Origin of the sequence: Nocardia ninae NBRC 108245 (genome assembly GCF_007990755.1) — a bacterium.
In the GTDB taxonomy this organism is placed as follows: Bacteria; Actinomycetota; Actinomycetes; order Mycobacteriales; family Mycobacteriaceae; genus Nocardia; species Nocardia ninae.
Genome location: NZ_BJXA01000011.1, coordinates 142,359 through 161,209 on the forward strand (window position 1 = coordinate 142,359; position 18,851 = coordinate 161,209).

The window sequence follows — 18,851 nt, forward strand, 5'->3', positions numbered from 1 at the left end:
GTCCGAAAAACGCGAAGGCGCCCAGGGACCGGAGTCCTTGGGCGCCTTTGCGTTTCAGCTACACCACGTCAGTGGCGGCGGCGCGGCTTCGGGGCGCGCTTGGGCTTTTCCTGTGCGCGGGCGGCCTCGCGGCGCTCGCGGCGGGTGGTGCCGTCGCCGTACTCCTCGGCGTCGCTGTGCACCTCGCGGTGCCCGCCCTCATCGGGTCCGGAGTAGCTGAGACCGCGCTGGTTACCGGAGTCGATGCCCTTGGCGCGCAACGCCGCCGGGGCGGCGGTGCCGTTGCCGACGGGCGCTTCGTCGGTGGGCAGCGGGCGCGGCGCGGCCATCGCACCGACCGGCGAACGCAGGCCCTGATCGACCGAGACGCCGTCCGGCTGCGGCTGCTGCACCTCTACCTGCAGGTTGAACAGGAAGCCGACCGACTCCTCCTTCAGGCCCTCGAGCATCGCCGTGAACATGTCGAAGCCTTCGCGCTGGTACTCGACCAGCGGGTCGCGCTGCGCCATGGCCCGCAGGCCGATGCCCTCCTTGAGGTAGTCCATCTCGTAGAGGTGTTCGCGCCACTTGCGGTCGAGCACCGAAAGCAGCACCTGCCGTTCGAGATTGCGCATGCTGCCCGCGCCGGCCAGCCCGTCGATCTCGGCCTCGCGGCGCGCGTAGGCGTCGTGCGCGTCGTCGAGCAGCGCTTCGAGCAGCTCGTCGCGGCTGAGATCGCCCGCCTCGCCGACCGCGGTCTCACCGGTCAGGTCCTTGTAGTTGATCTTGACCGGGTACAGCGTCTTGAGCGCCGTCCACAGCTTGTCCAGATCCCAGTCCTCGACGTAGCCCTCGGCGGTGGCGCCGTTGACGTAGGCGGTGATCACGTCCGTGATCATGCCCTGGACCTGGCCCTCCATGTCCTCGCCGCGCAGGATCCGGTTGCGCTCGCCGTAGATGATGGTGCGCTGCTGGTTCATCACCTCGTCGTACTTGAGCACGTTCTTGCGGATCTCGAAGTTCTGCTGCTCGACCTGGGTCTGCGCGCTCTTGATCGCCTTGGAGACCATCTTGGCCTCGATCGGCACATCGTCGGGCAGGTTGAGCCTGGTCATGATCGCCTCGAGCGCGGCGCCGTTGAACCGGCGCATCAGCTCGTCGCCCAGCGACAGGTAGAACCGGGACTCGCCCGGGTCACCCTGACGGCCGGAACGACCACGCAGCTGGTTGTCGATGCGGCGCGACTCGTGCCGCTCGGTGCCGAGCACGTAGAGCCCGCCCGCCTCGCGCACCCGATCGGCGTCGGCCGCGGTCTGCGCCTTGACCTGCTCCAGCGTCGGCAGCCAGGCCTGCTGGTAGGCGTCCGGCGTCTCGACCGGGTCGAGGCCCTCCCGGCGCAGAATGAGGTCGGCGATGATGTCCGGGTTGCCGCCGAGCACGACGTCGGTACCGCGACCGGCCATGTTCGTCGCGACGGTCACCGCACCGGGCCGACCGGCCTCGGCGATGATCTCGGCTTCCTTCTCGTGGAACTTCGCGTTGAGCACGGTGTGCGCGATGCCGCGCTTGGTGAACTGCTTGGACAGGTACTCCGAGCGCTCGACGCTGGTGGTACCGATCAGCACCGGCTGGTCCCGCTCGTGCCGCTCGACCACGTCGTCGACCACGGCCGCGAACTTGGCCTCTTCGGTCTTGTAGATCAGGTCGGACTGGTCCGCGCGGACCATCGGCCGGTTGGTCGGGATCGGGACGACGCCGAGGTTGTAGATCTGGTGCAGCTCGGCGGCCTCGGTCTCGGCGGTACCGGTCATGCCGGACAGCTTGTCGTAGAGGCGGAAGTAGTTCTGCAGGGTGATCGTCGCCAGGGTCTGGTTCTCCGGCTGGATCTCCACCCCTTCCTTGGCCTCGATCGCCTGGTGCATGCCCTCGTTGTAGCGGCGCCCGACCAGGATGCGACCGGTGAACTCGTCGACGATGATCACTTCGCCGTCGCGAACGATGTAATCCTTGTCGCGGGTGTAGAGCTCTTTGGCCTTGATCGCGTTGTTCACGTAGCTGACCAGCGGCGAGTTGGCGGCCTCGTAGAGGTTGTCGATGCCGAGCTGATCCTCGATGAACTCGACGCCGGCCTCGTGCACGCCGATGGTGCGCTTCTTGATGTCGACCTCGTAGTGCAGGTCCTTCTTCAACAGCGGTGCGATACGCGCGAACTCGGCGTACCACTTGCTGGAGGCGTCGGCCGGACCCGAGATGATCAGCGGGGTCCGCGCCTCGTCGATCAGGATGGAGTCGACCTCGTCGACCACGGCGAAGTTGTGCCCGCGCTGCACCAGGTCGTCGAGCGAGTGCGTCATGTTGTCGCGCAGGTAGTCGAAGCCGAACTCGTTGTTGGTGCCGTAGGTGATGTCGGCGCCGTAGGCCACCCGCCGCTGGGCGGGCGTCATGCCGCCGAGGATCACGCCGACCTCGAGCCCGAGGAAGCGGTGCACGCGGCCCATCCACTCGGAGTCGCGCTTGGCGAGGTAGTCGTTGGTGGTGACGATGTGCACGCCGTCGCCGCTGATCGCGTTGAGGTAGGCGGGCAGCACCGAGGTGAGCGTCTTGCCCTCACCGGTCTTCATCTCGGCGATGTTGCCGGTGTGCAGCGCGGCACCGCCCATGATCTGCACCTTGTAGTGCTTCTGGTTCAGCACCCGCCAGGAGGCCTCCCGCGCCACCGCGAAGGCCTCGGCCATCAGCGCGCCGAGCGGATCGGCCGCGCCCTCCTCGACCATGTCGGAGTAGCGCTCGCGGAATTCGTCGGTCTTGCCGCGCAGCTCGGCGTCGGTGAGTTGCTCGTACTCCGACTCGAGGTCGAGAACCTGATCGGCGAAGTTGGCGAGCCGCTTGACCATGCGACCCTCACCAATCCGTAGCAACCTCGTCAGTGTCAGCGCAGGCACGGGTCTCGTCAGTCCTCTGGTCGGTGTGTCATTCGTGTCGTCGTCGGCGCCGGGCCGAGGGGTGGACTCACGGCCGGCGTGCGGGTTCGCGCTACGAGTGCGGAATCCGCTGCACGCTTCATGGTAATGCGGCGCCGTACGTCAGTGCCGACGAGCAGCGCCGTTCGGCAACATCAGCCCATGGCCGTGTCGTCCGCCCTGGTACTCACAGTACGCGGAAGGCGGTCAGCTGCCAGCCGGCCCGGTGCAACACCACGCACGCGGCCACCGCGAACTCCCGATTCCCCCGCTGATATCTGCCGTACACCTCGGCGGTGTTCGGGGCGGTCAGCTCGACACCGAGCTTGGTCAACGTGGCCGGACCGAGTTTGCGGCCCGGCGGCACCGACCGCGCCAGCGTCTCGATCGCGGCGAGCACCGACGGCGCGGCGAGCCTGCGCAGCTGGACCGCGGGGCGGCGGCCGTCCAGCACCTCCAGCACCAGCCGTAGCGAACTTTCCGCGAATCGACTTGCGGCCGAACCTGTTTCACCATCCCTGCCGTACGATGGAGGACGACCGTCGTGCCGGGCGCGTCGCTCCGCCGCCCGACTGGTCGACCCGCTATGTGACGGCATGCGACGGTGACAGGGCAGCGCGGCTCGTGGCGACAACGCCTCCGATCGAGGGCGGCCCGGCCGAGCACCATCCAGCGGTGGCTCGAGCCGTGGCGCGGGCGAAAGCGATGGTCGTCGACTGTGCATCCGGTGTCCCCCTGTGTTCGAATCGAGTTCCCCTGGCTCGAGGCAGACAGCTTGCCACGGAAGCCGCAGCGGGTAAAGGGGAACGCCGATTTCACCGAATAAGCCACAGCGGAGCAGCTGAACCCTTGTGGCAGCAGCACAATAGGCGTGAGGCGGCATCGAAAAAAGGGAGCATCGGGCAGCGTGATCACGAGACTGACCCCGCAGGACGCGTCCTTCTATCGGCTCGAGTCGAGCAGCAACCCGATTCATATCGGCGCCCTCGCGATCGTCCGGAATGCCGAGCACGGCGCCGATCCCGTGCTGGACTACGACCGGCTGGTCGATCTGGTCGAGGCGAGGCTCTCGCTGGTCCCCCGCTATCGCCGCAAGGTGGTGGAGATCCCGTTCGCCCTCGGCCGCCCGGTCTGGGTGGAGGACAGCCAGTTCGACATCACCTATCACATCCGCCGCTCGGCCCTGCCCACTCCGGGGACCGACGAGCAACTGCACGATCTGGTCGCCAGGCTGGCCTCCCGGCCGCTGGATCAGAGCAGGCCGCTGTGGGAGATGTATCTGATCGAGGGCCTGTCCGACGGCCGCTGCGCGATCTTCACCAAGACGCACTCGGCCCTGGTCGACGGCGACACCGCGCTGGAGATCGGCCATGTGATCCTCGATACCGGGCCGTCGCCGCGCGAGCTCGCGAACAACGCCTGGCACGCGCCGCGCGAACCCAACGATGTGGAGCTGTTGATCGGGGCGTTGACCCACCTGGCCGCGCAGCCGCGCGAGGCGCTGGAGGTGGCCCGGCACGCGAGCGGCCACGCCTTCGCGGTGATCGGCGCCGCGGGCCGGGCGGTGGACTCGGTGGTCTCGGCGGTGCGCGCGGCGACGACCGGCGCGCCGGACAGCCCGTTGAACGCGCGCACCTCCCGCAACCGCCGCTTCGACGTGGTGCGCACCGATCTCGAGGACTACCGCAAGATCCGCAAGCGGTTCGACTGCTCGATCAACGACGTCATCCTCGCGGTGGTCTCCGGTGCGCTGCGCAATTGGCTGCTGTCGCGGGGTGAGACGCTCACCGAGTCGACCACGTTGCGCGCCGTGGTGCCGATGTCGGTGTATGTCGAAGGGCCCGACAGCGATCAGCTGAAACCGGCGAGCGAGGTCTCCTCGTTCCTGATCGACCTGCCGGTCGGCGAACCCAATCCGGTCATGCGGCTTTCGCACATCTCGCACGCCACCGAGGCGAACGGCAAGCATCATCGCGGCGTTCGCGCGCGCACCCTGGTGCACCTGGCCGGTTTCGCTCCGGCGAGCCTGCATGCCATGAGCGTGCGTGCGGCGAGTACCTTCGCAGAGCACACGTTCAATCTGGTGATCACCAACGCACCGGGTCCGCAGACGCCGATGTTCATCGGCGGCGCGCGGATGCTGGAGATGTATCCGGTGTCGCCACTGCTGCGCAATCAGGCCTCGAGCATCGGGATCACGTCCTATGACGGACGCGTTTTCTACGGACTCAACGCCGACCGCGACGCGATGGCCGACATCGGCGTGCTGGCCGCGTCGGTGCGCGATTCCATGGAGGAGATGCTCGGTGCCTGCGTCTGATCAGGAGAAAATGCGGGTTTATATCCCCGCGACGGTGCCGATGCTGCGCGAGCTCGTCACGAACCGGGAATTGCGCCCGATCGGCGGCACCGCCTTCGCGGTGACCCCCGCGTTGCGCGAGGCGTACGCCTCCGGCGACGACGAGGAGCTGGCCGAGGTGGCGATGGGCGAGGCCGCCCGCGCCTCGCTGCGCCTGCTCGCCGCCGAACGCGACGACGCCGAAGACAACGAGGACGCGACCGCGGCACCGGCCGACGCGGGCAGGCCGGTCTACCGGCGCGCGGTGATCGCCGCCGATGTGACCGGCGCGAAGCTGCGCTCCGACCTCGACGACGCCGTGGTGAAGCTGGCCGGGCCGATCACCTACGACCAGATCGGCTGCGTGCACGTCGACCTGGCCGAGGCCGAGCCGCAGGTGGCCAAGGCCGTCGACGTGGTCGACGCCGCCGATCTGGGCGACACCGACGCCGAGTTCGTGCTCGGTGACGCCGAGGATCACCAGCTCGCCTGGTACGCCGCGCAGGAGCTGCCGTTCCTGCTCGAGCTGCTCTGACGCTCCCTTATCGCCCGCGCGTACTGACGCGCGCCCGCGCGCCGGGGATGATGGGGTGGAGCGGCCACGACCTCCCGGCTAACCTACGATGCCGTAACCTTGCTGAGGCGTGGGCAGCGCATCCGACGAACAGGAAGACGAACGGCAGCGATGAGCTCGAAAACTGGGGGATTCTCCGTGCGCAGCGTGCGGGAGTGGCTGGAGGCACCGGCCGCCGCGGTCGCCGAGCGCGGCGGCAGATTGAACGTGTTGCGCGGGGCCGTGGCACGCGTCACCACCCCGTTGCTGCCGGATGACTATCTGCATCTGGCCAACCCGCTGTGGTCGGCCCGCGAACTGCGCGGTCGCATCGTCGACGTGCGCAAGGAAACCGCGGACTCGGCCACCCTGGTGATCAAGCCGGGCTGGGGCTTCGACTTCAAATACGAGCCGGGCCAGTACATCGGCATCGGCGTGCTGATCGACGGCCGCTGGCACTGGCGCTCGTACTCGCTCACCTGTCCGCCGAACTGGTCGGATCCGGAGGCGGGCGGCAAGCGCGTCATCTCGATCGCCGTGAAGGCGATGCCGGAGGGCTTCCTGTCCAGCCATCTGGTGAGCGGCGTCCCGGTCGGCACCGTGGTCCGGCTCGCCGCGCCGCAGGGCGGTTTCGTGCTGCCCTACCCGCCGCCGGACAAGGTGCTGTTCCTGACCGCGGGCAGCGGGATCACCCCGGTGCTCGCGATGCTGCGGGCGATGGACCGCCGTGACATGGTCACCGACGTGCAGCACCTGCATTCCGCGCGCACCGCCGAGGACGTCATGTTCGGCGCCGAGCTGCGCGACCTGCACGACCGGCACCCGAGCTTCGACTCGCACCTGCACCTCACCGGCGAGCACGGCAAGTTCGCCCTCGCCGGGCTCGACGAGAAGTTCCCCGACTGGCGCGAGCGGCACACCTGGGCCTGCGGCCCCGCCGCGATGCTGGACGAGATCGAACACCACTGGCGCGACGCGGGCATCTCGGATCGGCTGCACGTGGAGCGGTTCGAGATCGCGCGCTCCGCGGTCGGCGAGGGCGGCACGGTCACCTTCGGTAAAACCGGGCGCACCGCCGAGGTGGACGGCGCGACCAGCCTGCTGGAGGCGGGCGAGTCCGTCGGCGTGCAGATGCCGTTCGGTTGCCGCATGGGAATCTGCCAAACCTGTGTCGTGACATTGAATTCCGGGCACGTGCGTGATCTACGCAACGGTGACGAGCATCGCGAAGGCGACAAGGTGCAGACCTGCATCTCCGCCGCGGCGGGCGACTGCACCCTCGACGTCTGAGCACGCGCCGAGCCTCGGCTCACCCCGCCGCAGACGGTGTTTGGGTACCCTCGAGTGAAATTGAGCAGCGAAAGGACACCCGGTGGCAATCACCGATATTCAGGCGTTCGCCCACCTGACTGCGGCAGACATCGAAACACTGGGGCAGGAGCTCGATTCGATCCGGCGCTCGGTGGAGCAGTCGCGCGGCGAGCGGGACGCCAAGTACATCCGGCGCACCATCGCCGCGCAGCGCTGTCTCGAGGTGGCCGGGCGGGCGGTGCTGTTCGGTAGCCGCAACCGCTGGGCCTGGCTCACCGGCACCGCGTTGCTGTCGGTCGCCAAGATCGTCGAGAACATGGAGCTCGGGCACAACATCAGCCACGGGCAGTGGGACTGGATGAACGACCCGGAGATCCATTCCAGCAGTTGGGAATGGGACCAGACCGGGCCGTCGTCGCAGTGGCGGCGGGCGCACAACTACTCGCACCACACCTACACCAACGTGCTCGGCAAGGACGAGGACCTCGGCTTCGGCATCCTGCGGATGACCCGCGACGAGGCCTGGCGGCCGGTTCACCTGGTGCAACCGCTGGCCAACCTGGTGCTCGCCGCGACCTTCGAGTGGGGTATCGCGCTGCACGACTGGGACATCGAGAAAGAGCTCTCCGGGACCCCGCCCGGCTGGCGGTCCGAGCCGAACCGCGAGTTCGCCCGCAAGATCGCGCGTCAGGTGGGCAAGGACTTCGTGTTCTATCCGGCGCTCACCGGACCCGCATTCATGTCGACTTTGAAGGCGAACGCGACCGCCAACCTGGTGCGCAACCTGTGGGCCTACGCGGTGATCTTCTGCGGCCACTTCCCCGACGGCGCCGAGAAATTCACCATCGAACAGCTCGAGGGTGAGACCAGCGGCGAGTGGTACCTGCGGCAGATGCTCGGCAGTGCCAACTTCAAGGCCGGGCCCGCGATGGCGTTCATGAGCGGCAACCTCTGCTACCAGATCGAGCACCACCTGTTCCCGGACCTGCCGAGCAACCGGTACGCCGAGATCGCCGTACGGGTGCGCGAACTGTGCGAGAAGTACGACCTGCCCTACACCACCGGCTCGCTCGGCAAGCAGTACCTGCTCGCCTTCCGGACCATCCACAAGCTCGCGCTGCCGGACCGTTTTCTCAAGGCCACCGCCGACAACGCGCCGGAGACGTCCTCGGAACACAAGTTCGCCGGCATCACGCTGCCGTCGCTGCCGAGTTCGGACACCGCGAGCTGGCTCGGCGTCGACCCGGAGACCGGGCAGCGGCGCGGCCTGCGTTCGGCGATGCGCGAGGCCAAGGTGGTGCTCAAGGAGAAGGCGCGGCAGGAGAAGGAAATGCTGCGCGAGGCCAAGCGCGCGCTGAGCGAGAAGGCCGAGCACGAGAAGGAGGCGCTGCGCGAGGCCACTGTCGCGCTGCAGGACCGGGCCCGCACCGAGCAGGCGTCGCTGAAGCGCAAGGCCGAGCGGCAGCGGGCGTTGTTCCGCAATCGTCGCCGGCGCTGACCGATCGAGTAAGCCGGGAGTGATCAGCTCCCGGCTCGGTCGGTGGATTACCAGCGCACCTTCAGATCGCTGACGACCGCCGCGTGGTCGGAGTAGAAGACGCCAGGCCCGTGGCGCCGCATGCGTTGATCGACGATGCGGGCCGCCCGCGTTTCGACGTTGCCCTTGGCGAAGAGGAAGTCGATCCGTTGATCGGTGATCAGCTTCTCGGTGGGTAGTGGACTCCAGGTGCGGCCGGGGACGGCGCAGACGTCGGGGTTGGCCGCGCGGAAGGTGTCCACGAAACCGGTGTCGGTGACGACCTTGGTTGCGGTCAGCGGATAGCTGAGCCCGAAGTGGTTGGGACAGTCGGCCTGGCTCGGCGTCCAGTCCGCGCCGGGCAGCGTGTTGAAGTCGCCACCGAGCAGCACGGGTGCGGTGTTGCCGCCGAGCATTCGCGGTAGCTGGTTCTGCACGATGTCGGTGATGTATTGCGTCTGGGCGCGTTCGGCCTGCACGACGGCGGCGACCGAGTGGCGGGGTTCGCGGCCGTCGCGGCGGTCGATCGCGTTCTCGTCGATCAGATAGCCGTCCCAGGGATCGGTGTAGGTCAGCCAGGTGGCGAACAGATTCAGCTCACCGTCGTGCGGCACGCGGACCCGGACGCCGCCGAGATTGAAGTCGCTCACCGGGCCGCCCTGTGGCTTCGGGTAGGTCGCGACGACCTCGTACTTGGTGAAGATCCACAGGTTGTCCTGCCCGGCGGGCCGGTCGGTGATGCGGACACCGGTGTAGCGGCCGTTGTGCGCACGGCGGGTCAGCGCGTCGGTGATGAGGTCGCCGGAGCCGTAGGTCTCCACGGCGAAGAACACGTCCGGCTCGATATCGATCACCTGGTCGATCAGGTCGTTCAGATTGTCCGGCGTGGGCTCACGTCCGCCGTGAAAAATGTTCCAGGTCAGCACGCGCACCCGCTCGTGGTCGCCGGCCTGCGCCGCCGGCGCGACCCCCACCAGCACGGTGCTCGCCAGCAGAACGGCCGTGAGCAACGCCTTGCATAATCGCATGATCGAACTCCATTCGTCAGAGACGCTGGAAGTTAGGGGAATCTTCGGAACAGCGCGTGACTTTTTGGCAAAAGTTCGACAAAATGGCTGGTTGATGAGGCCTCCCCAGTTCGGATGGCGCTCCGGCGCGGGACGCGGCATAGTTGGCGCGGGAACGCCGGTCGCGATTCACCGGACGGGTCGAGATCGAACCCGGGCCGCCGGTCACCGTCGAGCCGTAACGCCATGCGAGAGAAGGCTTTACGCTGTACGGCCGCATACTTGATCTAGCACCATATGATCGTGATCGCAATGGGGGATTTACCACATCGGCGTTCAGCCTCTCGTAACCTACGGTCACGTAACTTACGGTACTGTAACCGCCATGGCGATCTCGGATGTCAAGGAATACGCACATCTCACCGAGGCCGACGTGGAAGCACTCGGCGCGGAATTCGACGCGATCCGGCGGGATATCGAATCCTCGCGCGGTGAGCGCGACGCGCGGTACATCCGCAACGTCATCCGGTTGCAGCGTGCCCTCGAGATCAGCGGCCGCGGCGTCCTGTTCGCCAGCTTTTTACCGCCGGCCTGGCTGGCCGGTGTCGCCCTGCTGAGCACCTCCAAGATCATCGAGAACATGGAGATCGGGCACAACGCCATGCACGGGCAGTGGGACTGGATGAACGATCCGGAGATCCACTCCAGCACCTGGGAATGGGACAACGCGGGCCCGGCCAAGCACTGGAAGCACACGCACAACTACCTGCACCACAAGTACACCAACGTGCTCGGCATGGACGACGACATCGGCTACGGCCTGCTGCGGGTGACCCGCGATCAGCGCTGGAAGCCGTTCAACCTGGGCAACCCGATCTACAACCTGGTGCTGCAGCTGCTGTTCGAATACGGCGTCGCCATCCAGCACATGGAGCTCGGCAAGCTGGCCGCGGGCCGCTTCAAGCCGGGCACCCCCGAGCGGGCCGACTTCGAGCGCAAGCGCAGCGAAGCGCTGACCAAGATGGGCAAGCAGGTCCTCAAGGACTATGTGATCTTCCCGGCGCTCACCGGCCCCGCGTTCTTCTCCACGCTCACCGCCAACCTCGCCGCGAACGCGATCCGCAACGTATGGTCCAACGCGGTGATCTTCTGCGGGCACTTCCCCGACGGGGCGGAGAAGTTCACCAAGGCCGATGTCCACGGCGAGACCAAGGGCCAGTGGTACCTGCGCCAGATGCTGGGCAGCGCCAACATCTCCGGCGGACCGCTCACCCACTTCATGACCGGCAACCTCAGCCACCAGATCGAACACCACCTCTTCCCCGACCTGCCGAGCAACCGGTACGCCGAGATCGCGGTGCGCGTCCGGGAGCTGGCCGAAAAGTACGACCTGCCCTACACCACCGGCTCGCTGCCGGTGCAGTACTTCAAGGCCTGGCGCACCATCCTCAAGCTGTCGCTGCCGGACAAGTACCTGCGCGACACCGCCGACGACGCCCCCGAAACCGCCTCGGAGCGCAAGTTCGCCGGCAAAACGGGCCCGTTCATCGACCCGGTCACCGGCAAACGCCACGGCCTGCGCACCGCCCTCGCCTCCGGCCGCCGCCGTCTCACCCGCCGCCCCGCGCCGGTCGAGCGCGCCCTGCAACTCACGAAGTGAACCGGTCGGCCCGGGCCCGCTGAGCGGCACCTGCGAGCGCGACGGTAACGGCAACTTCATCGAGCACTACGGGCAAGGGTCGCAGTAGTGATCACCGGATGATCGAGAAATCGACTGTGCGGGCGGCTTTTACAGCCGCCCGCACAGTCGTTTGCCGAGCCACTCCGAGAAACGAGCAGAGTCATAACGAGCAGAGTCATATGGTGGCTGATCCAGATCGATCCACGACCATATGACTCTGCTCGTCTGCGTAGTAGGGCCGAGTGGTTGAGTAGGCGCGTGGGTGCTGACGGGTTGAGTGTTTACGAGGCGATTCGAGTGCGGCGGGACGTGCGCGCGGAGTTCACCGGCGAGCTCGTGGACGACGCGACATTGTGGCGGATTCTCGAGGCCGCGCATCGAGCGCCGAGCGTCGGGAATTCGCAGCCGTGGGATTTCGTGGTGGTGCGCGATCCGAGCACATTGCGGAAATTCGCGGATCACGTGGCGGACAAGCGGGTGGAGTTCCGTGCGTCGCTGCCGACGGAGCGAGCGGCGACGTTCGAGCCGATCAAGATCGAGGGAATCATCGAGAGCGGCACGGGCATCGTGGTCAGCTACGACCACAGCCGCGGTGGGCCGCAGGTGCTCGGGCGCGCCAGCGTGCCCGAAACCGGTGTCTACTCCGCGGTTCTCGCCATCCAGAACCTGTGGCTGGCCGCGACCGCCGAGGGGGTGGGTGTCGGCTGGGTGTCGTTCTACGACCCCGAATTCCTCGCCGACCTCGTCGCGCTACCCGAGGGCATCCAGCCGGTGGCCTGGCTGTGCGTCGGTCCGGTGCAGGAATTCCAGCAGGTCCCCGACCTCGAACGATTCGGCTGGCGCGCCCGACGCCCCCTGCACGACGCCGTGCACCACGAGACCTTCCGCGCCTGACGCACACCTGACTGACGTCCCGCGATCCAACCCATCACCCCCACGGCGCACGCCCCCGGACTGGACCACCTCGATGAACTCGCGCCTGCCGCACGCGATTTCGCACGCGATTGGCGACCGCCGCCCGCGATTCGCTGTGCGTGAGATCACCGGGTGCGCGGCCGTCGCGCGCAACCTCGAGGATTCGTCTGGGTGCCGAGTGGGTACGCAAGGAGGATATCCATCTAGGACAATGGATTCGTCTCGCGCACAAAAGCTCGTCAGCTCAGGAGGTTTGCCATGGCCAATGTCGACGCCGTCCGGCTGTCGCATGAGCTGGGCATCGACCTCGCGCATGCCATGCTGCGCCTGCGCCGCGAGGGCCATCCCGGCGAGACCCACCACGACACCTGCCTGCGGATCATCGCCGAGGAGGGCGGGCGATCACAGACCCCGCGCCGCACCTTCACCCCCTACGGCGCCCGCCCCACCGCCGACGGCACCATCCCGGTGATCCCCCCGGATCGCCCGCGCCGCCCGCGCTAGCCCGAGCCCGACTTTCGGCCCGAGCCGTACCCGCCCTTCGCTACACCGCATCCCCTCTGCGTGAGCCCCACACCCGCTATACGGGGTTGCGGCTCACGAAAAGGGCTGTGCGGCTCACGAAAACGATGTGTGGTTCGCCACCGGAGTGCCGATACCGTGCGGGGGCATGGCGGCCAGACGCGCTCCAGGACTGCCATGTAGCGCAGGACGCGACGGTCAGACGCGCTCCAGGACCGCCGACGCACCGATACCACCCGCGGCGCAAATGCCGAGCAGTGCCGCGTTCTTCCCGGTGCGGGCGAGTTCGTTCGCCATGGTGGTGACCATACGAGCTCCGGTGGCGCCGAAGGGGTGACCAAGGGAGACCGACCCACCGTGCACGTTCAGCGTGTCGATGTCGATCTCGCCGACGGCGGTGTCCCGGTCGAGCCGGGTCTTGGCCCACTCGTCACTGCTGAGAGCAGCGAGCACGGACAGGGTTTGCGCGGCAAAAGCCTCGTGGATGTCGACGAAGTCGATGTCGCCCAACGACATTCCGGCCTTGTCGAGCGCCCGCGGCATGGAGATGGCGGGTCCGATGAGCACCTGGTCGGTCGGATCCACGCTGACGTAGCTCCAGGAGCGGAACGCGGCGAGCGGCCGGTAGCCGAGTTCGAGGGCCTTCTCCTCGCTCATCAGCAACACCGCGGACGCACCGTCGGTGAGTGGGCTGGCATTGCCCGCCGTGACGGTGCCGTTTTCGGCGAACACGGGCTTGAGTTTCGATAGTTTTTCTATGCTGGTGTCCCCGCGGACCAGTCCGTCGCGGGCGATCTCGGTGCCCTCGGGGGTCCGCACCCGCAGAACCTCGTCGTCGAACCGGCCGGAATCGATGGCCGCAGCCGCACGATGGTGCGAGCGGGCGGCGAATTCGTCCTGGTCGGCGCGGCTGACGCCGTGGATGCGAGCCATCTTCTCGGCCGACTCCCCCATCACCTCGCCGGTGGTGCGCTCGGCGATCTTCGGCCTGCTCGGCAGCAGGTCGGTGAACGGCGCGAGCTGCGCGACCGCGGACAGGTAATCCTTCGGCTTCGGCTTACCGAGCGCCAGCGGCGCCGCGGCGTGCACCACCTTCTGCGGCAGTTTGACCTCGGCGTTGGAGGTGGAGTCGCTGCCGCCCGCGATCATGATGTCGTACTCGCCGCGCTCGATCGCGGCCGCGGCGGAGGTCACCGCCTGCAGGCCGGACGCGCAGGCCCTGGTCACCGTGTATCCCTCGCAGCCGGGGTCCAGCCGCAGGTCGAGCGCGATTTCCCGGGCGATGTTCGGCGCTGCGCTAGGCAGGATCACCCCGCCCCACACGATCGCCTGCACCTGCGCGCCGGGCAACCCGGTGCGCTCCAGCAATCCCCGAACGGCGGCATCGGCGAGGGCGATGGAATCCATCCGTGTGTATCCGGTGAACGCACGCACGAACGGCGTGCGCGCACCGGACACGATGACGGCACGGCGAGCAGCCTTGGTGGCCATGCGATTTCCTTTCGAGAGATCTATGACCACCAAACTTACTCCATAGTAAGTTCACCGTCGACCCCCTTCGCCGACGGTGACCCCGTGCGCAGCGGCGATCCCCTCCACCGTCGCTGATTCCGGCCTGCCGCGCGCCGTTGCGCAACAGACCGGAAGGCGCCCGTCCCGACGAACGCCCCTGCTCGTCCCGGAACGCTCCGCAAGGCCGATGTCGGATCGACTCGGCGCCTCAGAACAGTAGCAATATTTCCACTGATTTTTCAAACACTTTCTATCGATTTGCTTTCAGCCCTGCTCGCGCCTACCCTGAAGCCACTATGCATAGCCCTTCGGAGCTGTCGCGACGCCAGAAGAGATTCGGCCGAATCATCAAGGAGCGCCGGGACGAGCTCGGACTCACGCAGTTACAGATCGGCGACCTCGGGGGGCCTTCAGCACCGACGATTCGCAAGATCGAGGACGGCGACGCGGCGATCAGCACGCACACGCTGAACAAACTCGACGCGCCGCTGCGCTGGCTGCCCGGCAGTGCCGCGCGCACCTACGCGGGCGGCACGCCGACCGCCGACGAGCCGGGCCCGGCCGCCCGCCACACCGGCGAATCCGTGGTGGCCGGGCCCGACTCGATCCGCTTCGAAATCGCCGACCTCACCGGCCTGCTCGCCACCGCGGGCCGGCTCAACGACGCGGTCGAGCGCGGTACGGCCACCGACCCGCAGCTGGTCGCGGCCATCGAAGAGCTCAACCGCGTGGTCTCCAAACTGTCGGCGCGCTACGCCACCACCATGCTGGAACGCAACGGCGGACCGGGCCGCGCCCTGCACCCTCTCGTCGAAATGGCCTTCGCGCACCTGCTGGAGGTGCCCGCCGAAGTCAGCGACGCTACCGAACTACAGGAACGGCGATACCGGCGCTGGCTGGCCGGACGATCGGAGGACGTGGATGCTGCGACAGAAGCCCAGTTCCGGGCACGGTGGCTGGCTGCCAACCTGGCCACGACCGCGAGTCGAAACGGCGGGCACTGAGGTGACGGAGATGACGAACAACGCGCCGACCAATGGGACGCTCACGTTGAGCCACAAGCTCAACCGGCTCTTCGCCGTCGTGCACCCGCGCTCCGCGCCCGAGCGCAGCAATGCGACGGTGGCCGAGCAGGCCGGGGACTACCTGCGCCGGACCATCCCGGCGAGCCAGCTGGAGCGACTACGCCGTGGTGACTTCGACGGCGAAAACGGTTCCGCCGCAATCGAACCCGAGGTCCTCGCGGCGATCGCGCAGAGCTTCGGCGTCGCCGCGGACTACCTCACCACCACGGGCCCGGCGGCCGCGGCGATCGACCGTGAGCTCGAGCTGCTCGCGACCATGCGCGATGCCAATGTTTCGAGCATCGCGCTGCGCGGTTCCAACGTCGATCAGTCGATCCTGGCCCGGATCATCGAGAGCACCGATCGTCCCGTACCGCCGAGTCGGTAACATCTCCACCTACATGGGGGCAACGAGCTTGCTGTAGGAGATCGATCGCATGGCCATGCAGGCCCGGTTCCGGAACCTGACCCGCGACGTACCGATACCCCACCCGTGGGATCTGTCGAGCTATCTCGACGATGTCGCGCGCTATCGCGGCCGGAGCATCAGTCTGTTGCCGATCGATACCGCGTTGCTGGCGGGCACCGGGTGCGGCACCGGCAGCGGTTTGTGGATCGCGAAGCAGGACAGTGACGTCATCGTCTACGGCGCGGACACCACCGAGTGGCACGCCGAGCACATCATCGTGCACGAGCTCGGCCACATGCTGCTCGGTCACGGCCCGGAGCAGCCGACCGACGACGAACCCGCGGCGACCACGCCGACGGTGGCCGCGGTCGCCGAACTACTACCCTCGATCTCGCCGGAGTCCATCGCGCACGTGCTGGGCCGGACCGACTACGGCACCACCCGCGAACGCGACGCCGAAACCTTCGCCGACATGGTCATGCTGCACGCCATGCGCCCGCCACGCCGAGACTCGTTGCTACACCGGACATTCTTCCGCGACCGTCGTCGGTGAGCTCCCCCGTCCCCGCGGCCTTCGCGGTGCCGGTGATCGTCTTCGTCGTCGCCGTGGCCCTCGGCCGTTTCGCGGTGCTCAATCACACTGCTATCGACCGGCTGCTCAACCGGTCACTGGCCTGGACCGCAGTGTCGCTCGTCCTGCTGGAGCGGGGCATCGCACCGCAGTTCGGCAGCTTGATGCACCAGCTGTCGATGGGCGCCACCATGCTCGCGATCGCGAACATCTACGGTGCCGCGACCCTGTGGGCCGACACCGATCCGCGCGTCGCGGCACGTCGGCAGCGGTACTACGACCTGGCCGCCGTCGCCTCCGTCGGGCTGATCCTGATCATCGGCACGCCCTACCGGCGGGCAGGCACCCTGCTCGGCCAGGACAGCAGCTGGCAGGAGTTCGTGGTGTCGGCGGTGATGTGGATTCCGCTGATCGCGGCGGGCAGGCTGGTCTGGCGGGTCGGCCTGCGCGAGCTGCGCACCGGTCAGGTCAGCAGGTACGAGCGGGCCGTCTTCACCGCGCTGCTCGCCGCGCCGGTCATCGCGGGCGCGAGCCTGGTGAGCTCGATCGCCCGGCACACCGGTCACTGGAACGCCGACGACCCGCACCTGACCCGTTGGGCGGCACCGAATTTCGGCACCGTGTTCGTGCTGGCCGCGATGCTGGCGGTACCGCTGGCGGAGCTGGTGTCGGCGCGGGCCGGGTGGGACCGGTCCGGTCGGCGCTGCCGTCGCCTGCGGCCGCTGTGGTCCGAACTCACCGCGGCGGTACCCGAGATCGTGCTGCCCGCAAGCGGTCCGGTCCCGCCGGACGCCCGCCTGCTCCGGATGACGGTGGAGATCCGGGACGCGCTGATGCACCTGCACCGGTATCTGCCCGCCGAGCAGGCCATGTCGGGTCCGCCGAGTAACGAGCGCTATGCCCAGCGACTGTGGCAGGCGATCACCGCCAAGCGGGCCGGTATCGCCCCCACCGCAGGCACCAGAGAATCCGATCGATTCGGCACACCGTCCAGCGATCTCGACTCCGACATCCGCCGCCTGCTCGAACTGGCACGAGCTTGGCGGATACACGAAACTCACACGTTACCAACAGGTTTGACGAAACTACTGCCGAAGCCCAGCCGGGGCGGCTGACGATCGCTGTGACGGGGTGCGGGTTCTCCGGGCACCCGACTCGGGCGCTGGATACCCGGAGCGGTGGAAGGTGGCAGCCGAACTATGCGAGCCGGATGAGCCCGTAGTCGAAGGCGTGCCGACGGTAGACAACCGACGGTCGGTCGGTCTCCCGGTCTTGGAAGAGGAAGAAATCGTGGCCGACGAGCTCCATCTGGTAGAGGGCGTCGTCGACGGACATCGGGGTCGCGGTGTGCACCTTGGTGCGCACGATATGCCCGGGTCCGGCCGCGTATTCCTGATTCTCCGCCTGCTCCTCGGAGCGGCGGGTGTCGCCCTCGGGGTGGTCATGCGCGCCGGATCCGTTCGGCTGCGCGAACAGCGACTCATCCACCAGATCCGCGGTGGCCTGCGCGACCGACAGCGGGGTCTTGTCCCCGTAGTGCACCTTGCGGCGGTCCTTGGTGCGCCGCAGCCTGCTCTCCAGTTTGGCCGTCACCGACTCGAACGCGGCGTAGAAACTATCGGCGCAGGCCTCGGCCCGCACGATCGGGCCTTTACCGCGCGCGGTGATCTCGACGCGCTGACAGCTCTTGCGCTGCCGTCGATTTCGCTCGTGGAACAGCTCGACGTCGAAAATGAAAATGGACGGGTCGAAGCGTTCGAGGCGGGAGAGTTTCTCCGCGACGTAGATTCGAAAGTGATCCGGAACTTCGACATTGCGACCCTTGACCACGACGTCCGCACGGGGCGTCCTGGTTCGGTCTGCAGTGGATTGTTCGGTCACGTCGACGGTGCGGTCGTCCAGCACCGAAGGGTCAGCGTCTTGCACTGAAGGTCGTGAAGAAGTCGTCACGCGTACCTCCCGAATATGGCCGCACAGACAATGTGCGTGCGGCGGGATTGAGCCGTGCCGATCGACGATCTCTCGGCACATGATGTCCGAGGCGCCACCTCCAAACTCCCGGTTCGGGTGTGTGATCGCGACGGTAGTACGACATTCGGGAGTGCGCCAGTGTTCACGCAAATTTCCCGGAGTCAAGCAGCACAGGTAACCAGCACGGCACGCGTCCGTAATCCGATCCGGGCAAGCGCGCGCACCGATTCGCGTGCCGTCGCTCCGGTCGTCAGCACGTCGTCGACCAGCACTACCTCGGCGTTTTCCGCGATCTCGCGCAGCGCCGGGCAAGCGGGTATCGTCGTGATCCGCCCGCGCAGATTGTGTGCCCGCGCACCGGGTGTCAACCCCACCGAATCACGGACACCCCACCACACCCGGAGCACGGATACCATTTGGCTATCGGGCAGCCAACTCACGGCTACCTCCGCCGCACGCAGCACCGGATCACCACCGCGCTTGCGCGCCGCGACCTTCCGGCTCGGCGCGGGCACCAGCACCAGTGGCCGATCGGCCGTCCG

Annotated in this window: 17 protein-coding genes; 11 read left to right on the forward strand and 6 right to left on the reverse strand. The window is 67.5% G+C overall.

Features of this window, described 5'->3' with window-relative positions; genetic code table 11:
- Positions 1-68: 68 nt before the first annotated feature.
- Both secA and NN4_RS46755 read right to left on the reverse strand, forming a co-directional pair.
- On the reverse strand, positions 69-2,921 hold the full coding sequence (secA, locus tag NN4_RS11425; RefSeq protein WP_147129887.1) for a preprotein translocase subunit SecA: 2,853 nt from the start codon (positions 2,919-2,921) through the stop codon (positions 69-71).
- 205 nt (positions 2,922-3,126) lie between these two features.
- Positions 3,127-3,915, reverse strand: a complete 789-nt coding sequence (locus NN4_RS46755; RefSeq protein WP_308633309.1) for an Rv3235 family protein — start codon at positions 3,913-3,915, stop codon at positions 3,127-3,129.
- On the opposite strand from NN4_RS46755, the gene NN4_RS11435 reads away from it, so the two are divergent.
- The 4 genes from NN4_RS11435 to NN4_RS11450 all read left to right on the forward strand — a co-directional run bounded on the left by NN4_RS11435 (position 3,847) and on the right by NN4_RS11450 (position 8,639).
- Positions 3,847-5,259 carry a WS/DGAT/MGAT family O-acyltransferase gene (locus NN4_RS11435; protein ID WP_147129889.1) on the forward strand — a complete coding sequence of 471 codons (1,413 nt, stop codon included), beginning with the start codon at positions 3,847-3,849 and terminating at the stop codon, positions 5,257-5,259. The genes NN4_RS46755 and NN4_RS11435 overlap by 69 nt on opposite strands.
- A gap of 10 nt (positions 5,260-5,269) precedes the next feature.
- The gene (locus NN4_RS11440; RefSeq protein ID WP_147129914.1) at positions 5,270-5,812 is read left to right on the forward strand and encodes a DUF6912 family protein; all 543 of its coding nucleotides are present in this window, start codon (positions 5,270-5,272) and stop codon (positions 5,810-5,812) included.
- A gap of 150 nt (positions 5,813-5,962) precedes the next feature.
- Positions 5,963-7,120, forward strand: coding sequence for a ferredoxin reductase (locus NN4_RS11445; RefSeq protein WP_147129890.1), 1,158 nt, complete (start codon positions 5,963-5,965; stop codon positions 7,118-7,120).
- Positions 7,121-7,202: 82 nt separating this feature from the next.
- The gene (locus NN4_RS11450; protein ID WP_147129891.1) at positions 7,203-8,639 is read left to right on the forward strand and encodes a fatty acid desaturase; all 1,437 of its coding nucleotides are present in this window, start codon (positions 7,203-7,205) and stop codon (positions 8,637-8,639) included.
- 47 nt (positions 8,640-8,686) lie between these two features.
- Here the strand turns inward: NN4_RS11450 and NN4_RS11455 are convergent, their stop codons facing one another.
- Positions 8,687-9,685 (reverse strand): endonuclease/exonuclease/phosphatase family protein, encoded by a 999-nt coding sequence (locus NN4_RS11455; RefSeq protein ID WP_147129892.1) that lies wholly within the window; start codon positions 9,683-9,685, stop codon positions 8,687-8,689.
- A 364-nt stretch (positions 9,686-10,049) separates the two neighbouring features.
- On the opposite strand from NN4_RS11455, the gene NN4_RS11460 reads away from it, so the two are divergent.
- The 3 genes from NN4_RS11460 to NN4_RS11470 all read left to right on the forward strand — a co-directional run bounded on the left by NN4_RS11460 (position 10,050) and on the right by NN4_RS11470 (position 12,764).
- On the forward strand, positions 10,050-11,324 hold the full coding sequence (locus tag NN4_RS11460) for a fatty acid desaturase family protein (RefSeq protein WP_147129893.1): 1,275 nt from the start codon (positions 10,050-10,052) through the stop codon (positions 11,322-11,324).
- A 294-nt stretch (positions 11,325-11,618) separates the two neighbouring features.
- Positions 11,619-12,239, forward strand: coding sequence for a 5,6-dimethylbenzimidazole synthase (gene bluB, locus NN4_RS11465; RefSeq protein WP_147129894.1), 621 nt, complete (start codon positions 11,619-11,621; stop codon positions 12,237-12,239).
- 279 nt (positions 12,240-12,518) lie between these two features.
- Entirely contained in the window at positions 12,519-12,764 is a 246-nt protein-coding gene (locus NN4_RS11470) for a hypothetical protein (protein ID WP_135233024.1), read from the forward strand.
- Positions 12,765-12,980: 216 nt separating this feature from the next.
- Here NN4_RS11470 and NN4_RS11475 read toward each other — a convergent pair whose 3' ends face one another.
- Positions 12,981-14,273 carry an acetyl-CoA C-acyltransferase gene (locus NN4_RS11475; protein ID WP_147129895.1) on the reverse strand — a complete coding sequence of 431 codons (1,293 nt, stop codon included), beginning with the start codon at positions 14,271-14,273 and terminating at the stop codon, positions 12,981-12,983.
- Positions 14,274-14,590: 317 nt separating this feature from the next.
- On the opposite strand from NN4_RS11475, the gene NN4_RS11480 reads away from it, so the two are divergent.
- Genes NN4_RS11480 through NN4_RS11495 form a run of 4 tightly spaced genes read left to right on the forward strand, consistent with a single transcriptional unit; the run spans position 14,591 to position 17,453 of the window.
- On the forward strand, positions 14,591-15,298 hold the full coding sequence (locus tag NN4_RS11480; protein WP_147129896.1) for a helix-turn-helix domain-containing protein: 708 nt from the start codon (positions 14,591-14,593) through the stop codon (positions 15,296-15,298).
- Positions 15,299-15,308: 10 nt separating this feature from the next.
- A complete protein-coding gene (locus tag NN4_RS11485) occupies positions 15,309-15,746 on the forward strand; it encodes an XRE family transcriptional regulator (RefSeq protein WP_147129897.1) in 438 nt (145 codons plus the stop codon).
- A 49-nt stretch (positions 15,747-15,795) separates the two neighbouring features.
- A complete protein-coding gene (locus tag NN4_RS11490) occupies positions 15,796-16,320 on the forward strand; it encodes a hypothetical protein (RefSeq protein WP_147129898.1) in 525 nt (174 codons plus the stop codon).
- Complete coding sequence (locus NN4_RS11495; RefSeq protein ID WP_147129899.1) at positions 16,317-17,453, forward strand: MAB_1171c family putative transporter; 1,137 nt, start codon at positions 16,317-16,319, stop codon at positions 17,451-17,453. The genes NN4_RS11490 and NN4_RS11495 overlap by 4 nt, the downstream gene beginning before the upstream one ends.
- An 82-nt stretch (positions 17,454-17,535) precedes the next feature.
- Here the strand turns inward: NN4_RS11495 and hpf are convergent, their stop codons facing one another.
- Positions 17,536-18,288 (reverse strand): ribosome hibernation-promoting factor, HPF/YfiA family, encoded by a 753-nt coding sequence (gene hpf / locus NN4_RS11500; RefSeq protein WP_371865643.1) that lies wholly within the window; start codon positions 18,286-18,288, stop codon positions 17,536-17,538.
- Positions 18,289-18,470: 182 nt separating this feature from the next.
- Positions 18,471-18,851: type I phosphoribosyltransferase (locus tag NN4_RS11505; protein WP_147129900.1), on the reverse strand; the 381-nt coding region annotated here is incomplete at its 5' end.